This window comes from Agrococcus citreus, from assembly GCF_039527715.1.
In the GTDB taxonomy this organism is placed as follows: domain Bacteria; phylum Actinomycetota; class Actinomycetes; order Actinomycetales; family Microbacteriaceae; genus Agrococcus; species Agrococcus citreus.
In genome coordinates this window covers 684,315-698,940 of sequence record NZ_BAAAKK010000005.1, presented here as the reverse complement: position 1 = coordinate 698,940, position 14,626 = coordinate 684,315, and the positions used below count along the sequence as shown (strand labels likewise).

Below are 14,626 nucleotides of genomic sequence, written 5' to 3'. Positions count from 1 at the left end.
CACGGCGACCGCGTCGGCGATCCAGCCGGCGAGCTCGTCGGCGTCCGCCGCGACGGGATGCACCGCGGCGGCCTCGGCGATCGCGGTCCGCTGGACCATCGGCGCGACGACCACGCCGACGGCGCTCAGCACCGCGACGACGGGGAGCGCGTACGCGAGCACCGGGCGGCCGCGGCGGGCCGGCCGCGGCGCGACCTCCGCGGGCTCGGCCGCGGGGCTCGGCGCCTCGACCTCGCGCGCGGCGCGCGGGCGGTGCAGGAGCGCGATGAGCCGGTACGAGCCGTACGACAGCGCGATCGAGACGGCCAGGATGAGCGCGCCCTCGAGCGCGTCGATCTCGAGCCCCGCGTTCGGGAAGAAGGCGATGAAGCCCTTGAGCACCGGCCAGTGCCACAGGTAGAGCCCGTAGGAGATGCCGCCGATCCACACGAGCGGGCGCAGGCGCAGCAGCCGCGTCACGGGTGCGCCCTGGTCACCCTCGCCCGCGAGCAGGATGAGCAGCGCACCGGCGACCGGGTAGAGCGTCACCCAGCCCGGCTGCTGCCACTCGGGCGGCAGCAGGCCGGCGGTGAGCACGAGCGCGAGGCCGAGCACGCCCATGATGATGCGCGCGACGCGGTGCAGCGGGATGCGCGTGAGCACGAGGGCGGCGAAGCCGCCGAGCGCGAGCTCCCACGTGCGCGCGAACGTGTCGTAGTAGGTCGGCACGGGGTCGACCGACAGCTGCACGAGCGCGTAGACGAACGAGGCGACGGCCGCGACGCCGAGGACGATGCCGAAGCCGAGCCGCGCGTCGCGGATCCGCCACGCCTTCACGGCGAGCCCGAAGAGCCCCGCGGCGATGATGCACATGGCCGTGAACTGGCCCTGCGCGCCCATGGCCCAGAAGTGCTGGAACGCCGACTTGTCGTGGCCGGCGGCGACGTAGTCGGTCGCGTCGGCGGCGAGCCGCCAGTTCTCCCAGTAGGTGGCCGAGGCGAGGATGTCGGTCATCACGCGGTCCATGCCGAGCGGCCCCGAGACGACGAGCGCGATCGAGCCCGCGATGACGAGCACGATCACGGCCATCGGGAACAGCCGCTGCGCGTTGCGCCAGAGCGCCTTCGGCACGTGCACGCCGCCGGTGCGCTCGAGCTCGCGCAGGAGGCTCATCGCGAGCAGGTAGCCGCCGATCGCGAAGAACACGTCGACGCCGCCCGAGACGTTGCCGAACCAGATGTGGTAGCTCGCGACGAGCAGGGAGGCGATGGCGCGGAGACCCTGGATGTCGAGCCTGCGGTCCTTCGTCTGCGCTGCCATGGCCCCTTGGCGATCGGTGGAGGGTTGCGGTCGCGCTGGCACGCGCGAAGGACCCAGCCTACCGGCGGTGCCGCGCTCGGCCGATTCCCGGCCGGCGGCGAGGAGCGGGCGCTACCGTCGGCTCATGCAGGCGATCGTCTCCGGCGCCGGCGTCGCCGGGCTCGCGCTGGCGGGCCGGCTCGCGCTCGACGGCTGGACCGTCGACGTCGTCGAGCGTGCCCGCGCGCCGCGCGCATCCGGCTACCTCATCGACTTCTTCGGGCTCGGCTTCGAGGCGGCGGAGCGGCTCGGCCTGCTGCCGGCGCTGCGCGCCCACGCCGAGCGCTACGACGAGCTGCGCGCCGTCGACGCGACCGGGCGCGTGCGGGGGCGGCTGCCGATCTCGCTCGTCGAGCAGGCCGTCTCGGGCCGCTACCTGACCATCCTGCGGCCGCGGATCGTGGAGGCGCTGCAGTCGTCGCTGCCCGAGAGCGTGACGATGCGCTGGGGCGTGCAGGTCGAGACGGCGTACGACGACGGCTCTCGCGTGCAGGTGCTGCTGTCGGACGGCGAGCGGCTCGAGGCGGACGTGCTCGTGGGTGCCGACGGCGTGGGCTCGCGCGTGCGCCACCTGTTCTGGGGGCACCACCGCCAGTTCGTGCGGCCGCTCTCGGACCTGCTCGCCGTCGCGTGGACCGGCGAGGACGCCGAGCTCGCGGCCGACCTCGGCGCGAGCGTCGCGATGCAGGTCGAGCTCGACCGGCAGCTCGTGGTCGCGCCGCTGCGCGACGGCGGGGTGACGGGCTTCGCGGTGCTGCGCGGCGTGCCGCCGGCGCAGGCGCGCGCCGCGATCGCCGCGATGGGCTCGCTCGGCCGGCGCGCGGTGCGCGGCATCCGCGAGCCCTACGTCGACCACGTGGCGCAGACGATCGTCGAGCCGTGGGTCCGGGGACGCGTGGTGCTGCTCGGCGACGCGTGCGGCGCCGTCTCGCTCGTCGCCGGCCAGGGCGCGTCGCTCGCGATCGCCGGCGCCGAGAAGCTCGCGGAGGAGCTCGCGTGGGCGCGGCACCCGAGCGACGTGACGGCGGGCCTCGCCGCCTACCAGCGCGACTGGCGGCCGATCGTCGAGCGCGAGCAGGCTCGCGGCCGACGCGCGGCCTCGGCGTTCGCGCCGCACAGCCGCGTCGAGCTCGAGGCGAGCCGCGCGCTCTGGAAGGCCGCGGCCATCCCCGGCGTCGTGCACCTCGTCGCGCGCGCCGCGACCGGCGTCACGAAGGCGACCTGACGCATCCGCCCGCGCCGGGCCGACCGGTTCAGCGGCGGAAGCTCGCGACGGCCTCGATGTGGTGCGTGTGCGGGAAGAGGTCGAAGGCCTCGAGCGAGTCGACCTGCCAGCCGGCCTCGCCGAGCAGCTTCGCGTCGCGCGCGAGCGCGACCGGGTCGCACGCGACGTAGACGATCTGCGCGGGCTCGAGCGCGACGACCTGCTCGATCACGTCGCGGCCCGCACCGGCGCGCGGCGGGTCGAGCACGATGAGCCCGCGCGAGAGGCGCTCGCGCTCGGCGGCGCTCGCGCGCTTGCCGAGCTCGCGCAGCCAACGGTCGACCCTGCCGGTCTCGGCGCTCGCGCCGAGCCACTCGGCGAGGTTCTCGCTCGCGTGGTCGGTCGCGACCTCGTCGGACTCGATGCTCGTGACGCGCGTGCGCTCCCCGAGCGCCTCGGCGATCGTCGCCGCGAACAGGCCGACGCCGCCGTACAGGTCGAGGCTCCACCCCGTCTCGTCGACCCGGTCGACGTCGATCGCACGGCGCACCGCGTCGGTCAGCAGCGCCGGCGCCTCGCGATGCACCTGCCAGAAGCCGGAGCGGTCGAGCTGGAACTCTCGCCCGCGCACGGTCTCGACGATCGTGTCGGTGCGGCCCCGCTCGGGCTCGCCCTCCATCGCGATGACGTCGACCTCGCCCTCGCGCCACTCGACGTAGTCGACGGCGGTGACGCGCGGCAGCGGCTGGTCGAGCTGCGCGGAGCGCTGGATGCCCTCGGTCGCGAGCGGCAGGCTCGTGACCGGGACGACCTCGTGGCTGCGGGGTGCGAACGGGCCCTGGCGGCCGCGGTCGTCGACGTGCAGCCGCACCCGGGTGCGCCACGCGAGACCGCCGCGCGCGTCGTCGCCGGGCGCCGCGGCGACCGGCACCTCGCGGGTCATGCCGCCGGTGCGCTCGAGCGCGTCCTCGATGACGCGCTGCTTCAGCTGGCGCTGCCGGGGCAGCCGGATGTGCCCGAACTCGGCGCCGCCCGCGCGCTCGGCGGGCAGGCGGTCGATCGCCGCCTCCGCCCAGACGTGCGGCACGCGATCGGGGCTCGCCTCGACGACGTCGAGCGCGACGGCGGTCGCGAACGACTTCTTGACGTCGACGACCTGCGCGCGCACGGTCTCGCCCGGCATCGTGTCGGGCACGAAGACGACGCGCCCCTCGTGACGACCGACGAAGCGGCCGCCGTGCGCGACGTTGTCGATCGTGAGCTCGACGATCTGGCCGGGCTCGACCTGGCCTCGGGACTGCTGGGGTGCGGACATGCCCCCATCCTCCCATCGACGCTCGCCGGCACCACCGCACGCGACGCCCGCAGGCCGCGCCCTACCCGCCGACGGAGCGGAGCGTCGCGGCGATCGTCTCGGCCGAGGCGTGCAGCCTGCGCAGCTCGCCGTCATCCATCGGCACCTCGAGCACGCGCTCGATCCCGCCGCGGCCGACGACGGTCGGCAGCGAGAGGGCGATGCCAGAGAGCCCGTGCTGCCCGTCGAGCACGCTCGAGACCGGCAGCACCGCGCGCTCGTCCCGCAGGATCGCCTCGACGATGCGCGCGGTCGAGACGCCGATCGCGCTCGAGGTCGCGCCCTTGCCCTCGATGATCCGGTAGGCGGCGTGCACGACGTCGTCGGCGATGCCGTCGAGATCGGCATCCGTGAAGCGCTCGCCGCTCTCCTGCTCCCACTCCCGCACGAGCACCGGACCGATCTTCGCTCGCGACCAGAGCGGGAACTCGCTGTCGCCGTGCTCGCCGATCATGAGCGCGTGCACGCTGCGGGCGTCGACCCGGACGAGCTCCGACAGCAGCCAGCGCAGCCGCGACGAGTCGAGCACGGTGCCCGACGCGAGCACCCGCGCGGGATCGAGGCCGCCCTCGCGCTGCGCGACGACGGTGAGCACGTCGCACGGGTTGGTGACGAGCACGACGATCGCCTCGGGCGCATGCTCGCGGATGCCCGGCAGCACCGCCTTGACGATCTCCGCGTTGCGGTGCGCGAGCGCGAGCCGCGGCTCGCCCGGCTGCTGCTTGGCGCCGGCCGTGATGACGACGACGTCGCTGCCGGCCATCACCCGCGGGTCGGTGCCGCCCTCGACGCGCTTCGAGGCGAGGAACTGCGTGCCGTGCGCGAGGTCGAGCACCTCGGCGTCGACCTTCGGCCCGTCGAGGTCGTGGAGCGCCACGATGTCGGCGGAGCCGCGGATGAGCGCGGCGTAGGCGATCGCGACGCCGACGCCGCCGGCACCGATGATCGAGAGCTTCGAGGGACGGGCGGGAGCTGCGGCGTGCATGCCCTCACGGTAGGGGCCGCGCGCGCTCGACGCGAGGCCGCGGGCACGATCGCGGCCCCCCGCACGAGCACAGCCCCGCGCACGATCACAGCAGGAACGACCACAGCAGCACCGCGACGCAGATGACGAGCATGCCGGTCGCGTTCACGAACAGGTTGCGCCCGAGATCGCGAGCGCGGACGTGCATCCCGATCGCGACGACGAAGTACGCGACGAGGCACGCGCTCGTCACGAGTCCCAGCCACGGGATCCAGATGCCGCCGACGAGGCCGAGCACCGCGGCGGCCTTGATGGGCGCGAGCATCCACCACAGCCGCCGCGGGAACCGCACGTCGTCCCAGCACTCGGCGACGAAGCGCACCGGCTTCCAGCTGATGGCGGCGTCGAACGCGGTGATCGCGGCGAGCACCACGACGGGCCAGACGGGATCGGGCAGGCTTGCCATGCGGGGACCATACCGTACGGTATGGTACGGAGCACGGGAGAGAATGCGCATGCCGAGCAGGGACGACTGGGTGGCGACGGGACTCGACGCGCTCGCCGCCGCGGGCGAGGGCGCGATCCGGGTCGATCCGCTCGCGGCGCGGCTCGGCGTGACGAAGGGATCGTTCCACCACCACTTCCGCGGAGCGGCCGACCTGCGACGAGCGGTGCTCGCCGCCCACGAGCTCGCGCAGCTCGAGCTCGTCGAGCGGGTGCGCGACGACGTGGCAGGCCTCGACGCATCCGCCGCCCTCGACCGCCTCGGCGACCTCATCGGTCGGCTGCCCGACGACCGCCTCGAGCGCGCCGTGCGCTCGTGGGCCGCGATCGACGCCGACGCGGAAGGCGTGCAGGCGCGCGTCGACGCCGCCCGGCTGACGGCGATCGAGGCGCTCTGGCTGCAGGTCGTGCCGCCGCAGCACGCGCGCACCGCGGCGCTCGTGCCGCTGCTCGCGATGATCGGGGCGAGCGCCTCGAGCGTCGCGACTCGCGCCGACCTCGACGCGGTGCTGCGCATGCTCGCCGGGCTCGCGCGCCACGTGCCTGCGGTGATCAGGGAGTGGTGATCGCCGAGGGGCGATCGCCGAGCGCTGACGACCGAGGTGCGAGGATCGTCGCGTGCAGCTCATCCTCGCCTCCGCCTCGCCCGCCCGGCTCGCCCTGCTGCGCCAGGCCGGCATCGAGCCGACCGTCGCGCCCACCGACCTCGACGAGGAGCTGCTCGTCGCCGCGCACGAGGCGGAGCACGGGCCGCTCGCCCCCGCCGACTTCGTGCTGCTGCTCGCGCGCGCGAAGGCCGAGGCGCTGCTCGACCAGGATCCGCTCACGGGCTTCGACGGGCTCGTGCTCGGCGGCGACTCCGCGCTCGAGCTCGACGGCGCGATGCTCGGCAAGCCGCACACCCCCGAGCGCGCTCGCGAGCGCTGGCTCGCGCAGCGCGGGCGGTCGGCGACGCTGCACTCGGGCCACTGGCTGCTGCGCGTGCGCGACGGCCGGATCGACGACTCCGCGGGGCTCGCGACCGCGACGCACCTCGACTTCTCCCCCGACATCGACGACGCCGAGATCGACGCGTACGTCGCGAGCGGCGAGCCGCTCGAGGTGGCGGGCGCGTTCACGATCGACGGTCGCGGCGCCGCCTTCATCGACCGGATCGACGGCGACCCGTCGACCGTGATCGGCATGAGCATCCCCGCCGTGCGCCGCCTCGCGCGCGAGCTCGGCGTCGCCTGGCCGACCCTCACCGGATGACGCGCGCGATGTGGGTGTGGGTGCCGGAGGCGGCCCCGCCCGACCCGGTCGCGCTCGCCCGGTTCGCGAGCGCGCAGCGCGTGACGGATGCCTTCGTGAGCGTGCCGTGGGGCGGCCCGAGCGCCGACACCGTGGCGAGCGCCGACGCGCTCCGCGCGCACGGCGTGCGCGTCGCGGCGCTCGGCGGCGTCGAGGACTGGACCGGCGTCGAGGCGGTGGCGTGGATGGAGCGCGCCGTCGCCGGGTGGCCGTTCGACGGCGTGCACCTCGACATCGAGCCGTGGGGGCGGGCCGACTGGGCGGGCCGCGAGCGCGAGCTGCTCGACGCGCTCGAGCGCACCGTGCACGACGTCGCCGCGCGGTCGAGTCTGCCCGTCGAGGTCGACCTCGCGCCCTGGGTCGCGGATGAGCATCCGGCCGCGTTCACCCGCATCGCCCGCCGCGCGAACGCCGTCGCGCTCATGGCCTACCGCGACCGCGCACCCGACATCCTGCGCGTGAGCGACGCGGCCCGGCGCATCCTCTCGTCGTCGCGGATCGCCTACCGCGTCGGCGTCGACACCGCGCCGGCGGCCGACCCTCGAGCGACCTTCGCCGACGACGGCAGCGCGGTGCTCGAGCGCGAGCTCGCCCGCGTCGCGGCGCGGCTCGCAGCGGACGCCCGGTTCGCGGGCGTCGCGGTGCACGACGCCCAGCACTGGATGGCGCTGCCCCGCTGACGAGCCCGCCCGCGCGTCGGCCTAGGTGGACTGCTGGGTGGGGATGGCGCCGGGGCCCTCGGCGAGCGACGCGTCGAGCTCCATGTCGACCGCCGCCTGCTCGAACTGCGCGTTGAGCAGTCGCCAGTACGCGCCCCGGGCGGCGACGAGCTGCTCGTGCGTGCCCTGCTCGACGATGCGGCCCTGCTCCATCACAAGGATGAGGTCGGCGTCGCGGATGGTCGACAAGCGGTGCGCGATCACGAACGACGTGCGGTCGGTGCGCAGCGCCGCCATCGCGTGCTGCAGCAGCAGCTCGGTGCGGGTGTCGACCGACGACGTCGCCTCGTCGAGGATGAGCACGCTCGGCCGCGCGAGGAACGCGCGCGCGATCGTGACGAGCTGCTTCTCACCCGCCGAGAGGTTCGTCGCGTCCTCGTCGATCACCGTGTCGTAGCCGTCCGGCAGCGCGTGCACGAAGCGGTCGACGTACGTCGCCTGCGCGGCCTCGACGATCTCGGCCTCGGTCGCGTCGGGCCGACCGTAGGCGATGTTGTCGCGGATCGTGCCGCCGAAGAGCCACGTGTCCTGCAGCACCATGCCCGTCTGCGATCGGAGCGCATCCCGCGTCATGGTCGCGGTGTCGACGCCGTCGAGCGTGATGCGGCCGCCGTCGATCTCGTAGAAGCGCATGAGCAGGTTGACGAGCGTCGTCTTGCCGGCGCCGGTCGGGCCGACGATCGCGACGGTCTGGCCCGGCTCGACCTCGAGCGAGAGGTCGTCGATGAGCGGCCGGTCGGGCGAGTACGCGAATCGCACGTGCTCGAACGTGACGCGGCCGGAGCCCTCGACGGGGGTCGCGCCGCCGGCATCCGACCCCTCCTCGTCGGCGTCGAGCAGCTCGAAGACGCGTTCGGCGCTCGCGACGCCCGACTGCACCATCGTGACCGTCTGGCCGATCTGGCCGAGGTTCTGCGAGAACTGCTGCGAGTACTGGATGAACGCTTGCACGTCGCCGACCAGGATCTGCCCCGCCGCGACGAAGAGGCCGCCGGCGACGGCGACGAGCACGTAGCCGATGTTGCCGACGAAGGTCATGAGCGGGAAGACGAGGCCCGAGATGAACTGCGCCTTGAACGCGGCCTGGAACACGCCGTCGTTCTCGGTCGCGAAGCGGGCGCGCACCGCGTCCTCGCGGCCGAAGACCTTGACGAGCGCGTGGCCGGTGAAGGCCTCCTCGACGATCGCGTTGACGCGGCCCGTGCGGCGCCACTGCTCCTTGAACAGCCCTTGCGCCGGTCCCATGACCGCGCCGAGGATGACGCCGGTGAGCGGCACCGAGATGAGCGCGACGAGCGCGAGCCAGACGTTGATCGAGAGCATCATCACGAGCACGCCGATCACCGTCAGCAGTCCGGTGACGATCTGCGACATGGTCTGCGACAGGGTCTGGCCGACGTTGTCGAGGTCGTTCGTGACGCGCGAGAGCAGCTCGCCGCGCTGCGTGCGGTCGTAGTAGGCGAGCGGCAGCCGGTGGATCTTCTCCTCGACGTCGCGGCGCAGCCCCTGCACGGTGCGCTGCACGACCCGGTTGACGACGTAGCCCTGCAGCCACTGGAACAGCGCGCCCACGAGGTAGATCCCGAGCACGACGAGCAGGATGCCGCCGAGCGCCTCGAAGTCGATGCCCTGCCCGGGCTCGAGGTCGGGCATGCGCTCGACCATGTTCGCGAAGTCGTCCTGGCCGCCCTGGCGGAGGCCCTCGACGATCTGCTCCTGCGTCGCGCCCGCGGGCATCTGCCGCTGCACGAGGCCCTGCACGATGATGTTCGTCGCCTGGCCGAGGATCTTCGGCCCGAGCACGACGAGCACGACGCCGACGGCGCCGAGCGCGAAGACGAGCGCGAGGAGCCAGCGATACGGGTGCATGAGCCCCACCAGGCGGCGGGCGGATGCGCCGAACGACTTGGCCTTGCCGGGCGGCGGCTCCCAGTCCCCCGCCCCGAGGCGCGCCGCCTCGGCCTGCTCGGCCTCGAGGCGCTCCTCCTCGGTCAGCTCGGGCTCGGTCAGCTCGGGCTCGGGCTTCGCGACGCGCGCGCGGCGCGCGGCTGCGCGCTCGGCCCTCGTGGGCTTGGACTGCTGCTCGCGTGCCATCTCAGGCCTCCACTGCCATCTGCGACTCGACGATCTCGCGGTAGGTGCCGCTCGCCTCGAGCAGCTCCTCGTGCGTGCCGGTGCCGACGACCCTGCCGCCGTCGAGCACCACGATGCGGTCGGCGTCGACGATCGTCGACACGCGCTGCGCGACGATGATCTGCGTCGTCGCACCGACCGATTCCTTGAGCGCCGCCCGCAGGCGCGCATCCGTCGTGAGGTCGAGCGCCGAGAACGAGTCGTCGAAGACGAGCACGTCGGGCTCGGCCACGAGCGCTCTCGCGATCGAGAGCCGCTGGCGCTGGCCGCCGGAGACGTTCGTCCCGCCCTGCGCGATGCGGGAGCCGAGCTGCCGGTCCATCTGCTGCACGAAGCCGGCGGCCTGGGCGATCTCGAGCGCGCGCCACAGCTGCTCGTCGGTCGCCTCCTCGTTGCCGTACCGGAGGTTCGACGCGACGGTGCCCGCGAAGAGGTAGGGCCGCTGCGGCACGATCGCGATGCCGCGCCAGAGCGTCTCGGCGTCGACGTCGCGCACATCGGCGCCGCCGACGAGCACGCTGCCGCCCGTCGCGTCGAACAGCCGCGGGATGAGGTTGACGAGCGTGGTCTTGCCCGAGCCCGTCGATCCGATGATCGCGACCGCCTCCCCCGGCTCTGCCTTGAGCGAGATGCCGTCGAGCACGGGGGTGTCGGCGCCCGGGTAGTGGAAGTCGACGTCGCGGAGCTCGACCGTGCCGGGCGTCGGCATCCGCTCGCCCACCGCGACGCGCGCGATCGACGGCTCGGTCTCGAGCACCTCGCCGATGCGCTTCGCCGAGACCGCGGCCCTCGGGATCATGATCGTCATGAAGGTCGCCATCAGCACGCCCATGAGGATCTGCATGAGGTACTGGAGGAACGCCATCATCGTGCCGATCTCGAGCTCGCCCGCGTCGACGAGCCCGGCGCCGAACCACAGCACCGAGACGCTCGAGACCTCGACGATGAGCATGATGATCGGGAACATCAGCACGAAGAGGTTGCCGGTGCGGAGCATGGCGTCGGTGACGCCGTCGTTCGCGACCGCGAATCGCGCCTTCTCGCGCCGCTCCTGCACGAAGGCGCGGATGACGCGGATGCCCGTGAGCTGCTCGCGCAGCACCTTGTTGATGCGGTCGATGCGCTCCTGCAGCTGACGGAAGATCGGCACGAGGCGGGAGACGAGGAAGCCGAGCACGAGCAGCATGAGCGGCACGGCCACCGCGATGAGCCACGAGAGCGTGGCATCCGCCCGCAGCGCCATGATGATGCCGCCGATCGCGAGCATGGGCGCCGAGAGCAGCATCGTGCACGACATGAGGATGAGCATCTGCACCTGCTGCACGTCGTTCGTGTTGCGGGTGATGAGGCTCGCCGCCCCGAAGCGCTGCACGTCCTGCTCGCTGAAGTCGCCGACCTTCGCGAAGATGTCGGCGCGCAGGTCGCGACCGGCGCGCATGGCGAGCCGGGCGCCGAAGAGGATCGCGAGGATGTTCGCGGCCACCTGGCCGACGCTGAGCCCGAGCATCAGGAAGCCGAGCCGCCAGATGAGATCGGTGTCGCCGACGAGCACGCCCTCGTCGATGATGTCGGCGTTGATGGTCGGCAGCATGAGCGAGAGCACCGACTGCGCGAACTGGAACAGCACGACGAGGATGAGCGGCAGCCACGACGGCGTGACGTAGCGGACGATGAGCTTCCAGAGCATGTCAGACCTTCTCGGTCTCGAGGGCGGATGCGGGGGCCGCGTGGGCGACCGGGCGATCGTCGGCGTCGACGATGCCGTGGAGGAGCACCTGGACGATATCGGCGGCCGATGACGTGGGCTCGGCCTCGCCCCAGCCGGCGGCCGCGGCCCAGGCGAGGGTGCGCACGAGCTCCGCGGCCACGAGCGGCGTGACGCGGAGCTGCCGCGCGTACGGCTCGAAGTGCGCGGCGATCCACGACTTCGACTGCTCGAACTCGCCGCGGCGCTGCTCGGCGACGCGCTGCGCGATGGGACCGAGCGCCATCGCGAGCTGGAACATGAAGGCCATGCGCTCGACGAGCACCGAGACCATCGTCTCGACGAGCTGCTCGAGCGACTCGCTCTCGAAGGCCGCTGCCGCGTCGGCGTCGGTCATGTGCTGCTCCGCGAGCGCGACGAGCAGCGACTCCTTGTCGCCGAACGCCTTGAAGAGCGTGCCCTCCGCGACGCCGGCGGCCTCGGCGAGCTGCCGGCTGGTGATGCCGACCCCGTGCTCGAGCACCGCGGGCGTCACGGCCGCGATGATCTGGGCGCGGCGGTCGTCGCCGCTCAGGCGAGGGATGGGTGGAGGCACGAGGGCATGCTAGTTGAGTGAGCGCTCACTCAACAGGGGTACGGGATGCGGCGTGTCGCGCTGACGTCAGTCCTGCGGTCGTCAGACCTGCGGTCGTCGTCGGCGCCCGCGCTCGCCGCGCTGCCAGGCCTCCGCCGACCGGGCGATTGCGCTCTGCGCGGTGTCGAGCAGCTCCTGCGCGAGCGTGCTCCAGTCGCCGCGGTCGGCGATGCTCGACTGCCCGTCGTCGCCGCCGCGCGCGGCGTGCTCCGCGGCGTCGAACGCGTGCGTCGCCCGCCGCACGGCATCGCGGTAGGCCGCGAACTCGCTGGGCGCCATGCGGGTCGCGACGCTCGCGGGCCGCAGCTCGAGCGCGACGCGCTGCGCGCGCAGGAACTCCTGCAGCGCCGGCGACGAGGCGTCGCTCATCGCGGGGAAGTCGATCGCCATCGCGGGGTCGGTCTCGTACGCGATCCAGCGCGCCGTGAGGCGATCGTGCTCGGCGCGCAGCCGTGCGAGCGGCATGGCCTCGAGCGGCGCCCGACCCGCAGGCAGGGTCGCGCGGGCCGCCTGCACCGAGGCGCGCCTCGCCTTGAGCTCGGCGATCGCGACCTTCACCCCGCGCTCGGCCGCCTGCACCCGCCGCTTCGCCTCCAGCACCGCTCCGATCCCGACGCGCGCGGCCGACTGCTCCGCCTGCGCCCGCAGCAGCTCCGCGCGCGCGATCTTGAGGTCGGCGCGCGACCGCGTCACAGCATCCTGCGCCTGCCGCACGTCGTGCACCGCGGCGTGGAGCTCGAGCCGGCGACCGGCCGGCCGGCTGCGCCGCACGCCGACGACGCCGAGCGCGCCCGCACCCGCGCCGGCGGGTGCGATCCACCACCACTCGGCCACGAGGGCGAGCACCACGGGGTCCACCCGTCCATGCTAGGCGCGACGGCCCGCCGCGCACAGGGAGCGGTGCCGACCGTCTGCCGACTGTGGGAATCCGCAACCGAACCCGGCATTCCTGTGTGGCGAGCGCACGCATCCGCCATGCCTCGCCGCCTAGGCTGAGGGATCATGCGCCGCATCTCCAAGGTCCTCATCGCCAATCGCGGCGAGATCGCCGTCCGCATCATCCGCGCAGCGCGCGACGCCGGCATCGGCTCGGTCGCCGTCTACGCCGAGCCCGATCGCGACGCGCAGCACGTGCAGCTCGCCGACGAGGCGTACTCGCTGCTCGGCGCCACGAGCGCCGAGAGCTACCTCGTCATCGACAAGATGCTGTCGATCGCGCGCCGCTCGGGCGCCGACGCGGTGCACCCGGGCTACGGGTTCCTGGCGGAGAACGCCGACTTCGCCCGCGCCGTGATCGACGCGGGGCTCATCTGGATCGGCCCGAGCCCCTCGGCGATCGAGCAGCTGGGCGACAAGGTCTCAGCTCGCCGCATCGCCGAGTCGGTCGGCGCGCCGCTCGCGCCGGGCACGATCAATCCCGTCAGCGGTGCCGCCGAGGTGCTCGAGTTCGTCGACGAGCACGGGCTGCCGGTCGCGATCAAGGCGGCCTTCGGCGGCGGCGGCCGCGGCCTCAAGGTCGCTCGCACGCGCGAGGAGGTCGAGGAGCAGTTCGACTCCGCCACGCGCGAGGCCGTCGCCGCGTTCGGCCGGGGCGAGTGCTTCGTCGAGAAGTACCTCGACAAGCCGCGCCACGTCGAGACGCAGTGCCTCGCCGACGCGCACGGCAACGTCGTCGTCGTCTCGACCCGCGATTGCTCGCTGCAGCGCCGCCACCAGAAGCTCGTCGAGGAGGCGCCCGCGCCCTTCATCTCCGCCGAGCAGGATGCCGAGCTGCGGCGGGCGTCGAAGGAGATCCTGCGCGCCGCCTCCTACGTGGGCGCGGGCACGTGCGAGTTCCTGATCGGCGCGGACGGCACGATCTCGTTCCTCGAGGTGAACACGCGCCTGCAGGTCGAGCACCCGGTCTCGGAGGAGGTCACGGGCATCGACCTCGTGCGCGAGCAGTTCCGCATCGCCGAGGGCGAGGCGCTCGGCTACGACGACCCCGAGGTGCGCGGGCACTCGATCGAGTTCCGCATCAACGGCGAGGACGCCGGCAGCGGCTTCATGCCCCAGCCCGGTCCCGTGCGCATCTTCCGCACCCCGTCGGGCCCCGGCATCCGCGTCGACTCGGGCGTCGTCGCCGGCGACGTCATCGGCGGCAACTTCGACTCGATGCTCGCGAAGCTCATCGTCACCGGTCGCGACCGCGACGAGGCGCTCGCCCGCGCGCGCCGCGCGCTCGCCGAGTTTGAGGTCGACGGCCTGCCGACCGTGCTGCCCTTCCACCGGCGCATCGTCGACGACCCCGCCTTCGCGCCGGCCGGCGACGCGCCCTTCTCGATCTACACGTCGTGGATCGAGACCGAGTTCGACAACGACATCCCCGCGTGGGGCGGCGAGCCGGGCGAGCTCGGAGGACCCGAGCCGCGGCGAACGGTCGTCGTCGAGGCCGACGGCAAGCGCATCGCCGTCTCGATGCCGAAGCGGCTGTTCTCCGACACGAAGGACGCGAAGGGCCCGGCGCCCCGCCGCACCCGCGGCGCCGTCGCCGGCGGCATCGGCTCGGGCACGATCATCTCCCCCATGCAGGCGACGGTCGTCAAGACGGCCGTGGCCGAGGGCGACCGCGTCGTCGCGGGCGACCTGCTCGTGGTGCTCGAGGCGATGAAGATGGAGCAGCCGCTCTCGTCGCCCGTCGACGGCACGGTCACCGCGATCGACGCGCCGGTCGGCAAGACCGTGCCGTCGGGGCACATGCTCGTGACCATCGCACCCGACGCCGCCTGACGCGACCCGGCC

At 73.4% G+C, this 14,626-nt stretch carries 13 protein-coding genes; 5 read left to right on the top strand and 8 right to left on the bottom strand.

What is annotated here, in order from left to right:
• A partial coding sequence (locus ABD106_RS12240; RefSeq protein ID WP_343920730.1) for an acyltransferase family protein occupies window positions 1-1,299 on the bottom strand: 1,299 nt, incomplete at its 3' end.
• 124 nt (window positions 1,300-1,423) lie between these two features.
• On the opposite strand from ABD106_RS12240, the gene ABD106_RS12235 reads away from it, so the two are divergent.
• Window positions 1,424-2,563, top strand: a complete 1,140-nt coding sequence (locus tag ABD106_RS12235) for an FAD-dependent monooxygenase (protein ID WP_343920728.1) — start codon at window positions 1,424-1,426, stop codon at window positions 2,561-2,563.
• Between the two features lie 28 nt (window positions 2,564-2,591).
• Here ABD106_RS12235 and ABD106_RS12230 read toward each other — a convergent pair whose 3' ends face one another.
• The 3 genes from ABD106_RS12230 to ABD106_RS12220 all read right to left on the bottom strand — a co-directional run bounded on the left by ABD106_RS12230 (window position 2,592) and on the right by ABD106_RS12220 (window position 5,326).
• Window positions 2,592-3,857 carry a class I SAM-dependent RNA methyltransferase gene (locus ABD106_RS12230; RefSeq protein ID WP_343920726.1) on the bottom strand — a complete coding sequence of 422 codons (1,266 nt, stop codon included), beginning with the start codon at window positions 3,855-3,857 and terminating at the stop codon, window positions 2,592-2,594.
• A gap of 61 nt (window positions 3,858-3,918) precedes the next feature.
• Entirely contained in the window at window positions 3,919-4,881 is a 963-nt protein-coding gene (locus tag ABD106_RS12225; RefSeq protein WP_343920724.1) for an L-lactate dehydrogenase, read from the bottom strand.
• A gap of 85 nt (window positions 4,882-4,966) precedes the next feature.
• On the bottom strand, window positions 4,967-5,326 hold the full coding sequence (locus ABD106_RS12220; RefSeq protein WP_343920722.1) for a DoxX family protein: 360 nt from the start codon (window positions 5,324-5,326) through the stop codon (window positions 4,967-4,969).
• Between the two features lie 49 nt (window positions 5,327-5,375).
• Here ABD106_RS12220 and ABD106_RS12215 point away from each other — a divergent pair, with 49 nt between their 5' ends.
• Genes ABD106_RS12215 through ABD106_RS12205 form a run of 3 tightly spaced genes read left to right on the top strand, consistent with a single transcriptional unit; the run spans window position 5,376 to window position 7,334 of the window.
• Complete coding sequence (locus tag ABD106_RS12215; RefSeq protein ID WP_343920720.1) at window positions 5,376-5,930, top strand: TetR/AcrR family transcriptional regulator; 555 nt, start codon at window positions 5,376-5,378, stop codon at window positions 5,928-5,930.
• A gap of 52 nt (window positions 5,931-5,982) precedes the next feature.
• Entirely contained in the window at window positions 5,983-6,615 is a 633-nt protein-coding gene (locus ABD106_RS12210; protein ID WP_343920718.1) for a Maf family protein, read from the top strand.
• Window positions 6,612-7,334, top strand: coding sequence for a hypothetical protein (locus ABD106_RS12205; protein ID WP_343920716.1), 723 nt, complete (start codon window positions 6,612-6,614; stop codon window positions 7,332-7,334). The genes ABD106_RS12210 and ABD106_RS12205 overlap by 4 nt, the downstream gene beginning before the upstream one ends.
• A gap of 21 nt (window positions 7,335-7,355) precedes the next feature.
• Here the strand turns inward: ABD106_RS12205 and ABD106_RS12200 are convergent, their stop codons facing one another.
• From ABD106_RS12200 to ABD106_RS12185, 4 genes are all read right to left on the bottom strand, one after another.
• Window positions 7,356-9,467 (bottom strand): ABC transporter ATP-binding protein, encoded by a 2,112-nt coding sequence (locus ABD106_RS12200; protein WP_343920714.1) that lies wholly within the window; start codon window positions 9,465-9,467, stop codon window positions 7,356-7,358.
• A 1-nt stretch (window position 9,468) separates the two neighbouring features.
• Window positions 9,469-11,193, bottom strand: a complete 1,725-nt coding sequence (locus tag ABD106_RS12195; RefSeq protein WP_343920712.1) for an ABC transporter ATP-binding protein — start codon at window positions 11,191-11,193, stop codon at window positions 9,469-9,471.
• Window position 11,194: 1 nt separating this feature from the next.
• On the bottom strand, window positions 11,195-11,806 hold the full coding sequence (locus ABD106_RS12190) for a TetR/AcrR family transcriptional regulator (RefSeq protein ID WP_343920710.1): 612 nt from the start codon (window positions 11,804-11,806) through the stop codon (window positions 11,195-11,197).
• Window positions 11,807-11,887: 81 nt separating this feature from the next.
• Window positions 11,888-12,703, bottom strand: coding sequence for a hypothetical protein (locus ABD106_RS12185; RefSeq protein ID WP_343920708.1), 816 nt, complete (start codon window positions 12,701-12,703; stop codon window positions 11,888-11,890).
• Between the two features lie 144 nt (window positions 12,704-12,847).
• Here ABD106_RS12185 and ABD106_RS12180 point away from each other — a divergent pair, with 144 nt between their 5' ends.
• A complete protein-coding gene (locus tag ABD106_RS12180; protein ID WP_343920706.1) occupies window positions 12,848-14,614 on the top strand; it encodes an acetyl/propionyl/methylcrotonyl-CoA carboxylase subunit alpha in 1,767 nt (588 codons plus the stop codon).
• Window positions 14,615-14,626 lie beyond the last annotated feature (12 nt).

Excerpts from the sequence above, each read along its gene's own strand:
- ABD106_RS12235 (WP_343920728.1), top strand. The coding sequence starts at position 1,424 with ATGCAGGCGATCGTCTCCGGCGCCGGCGTCGCCGGGCTCGCGCTGGCG.
- ABD106_RS12230 (WP_343920726.1), bottom strand. The coding sequence starts at position 3,857 with ATGTCCGCACCCCAGCAGTCCCGAGGCCAGGTCGAGCCCGGCCAGATC.
- ABD106_RS12225 (WP_343920724.1), bottom strand. The coding sequence starts at position 4,881 with ATGCACGCCGCAGCTCCCGCCCGTCCCTCGAAGCTCTCGATCATCGGT.
- ABD106_RS12220 (WP_343920722.1), bottom strand. The coding sequence starts at position 5,326 with ATGGCAAGCCTGCCCGATCCCGTCTGGCCCGTCGTGGTGCTCGCCGCG.
- ABD106_RS12215 (WP_343920720.1), top strand. The coding sequence starts at position 5,376 with ATGCCGAGCAGGGACGACTGGGTGGCGACGGGACTCGACGCGCTCGCC.
- ABD106_RS12205 (WP_343920716.1), top strand. The coding sequence starts at position 6,612 with ATGACGCGCGCGATGTGGGTGTGGGTGCCGGAGGCGGCCCCGCCCGAC.
- ABD106_RS12200 (WP_343920714.1), bottom strand. The coding sequence starts at position 9,467 with ATGGCACGCGAGCAGCAGTCCAAGCCCACGAGGGCCGAGCGCGCAGCC.
- ABD106_RS12195 (WP_343920712.1), bottom strand. The coding sequence starts at position 11,193 with ATGCTCTGGAAGCTCATCGTCCGCTACGTCACGCCGTCGTGGCTGCCG.
- ABD106_RS12180 (WP_343920706.1), top strand. The coding sequence starts at position 12,848 with ATGCGCCGCATCTCCAAGGTCCTCATCGCCAATCGCGGCGAGATCGCC.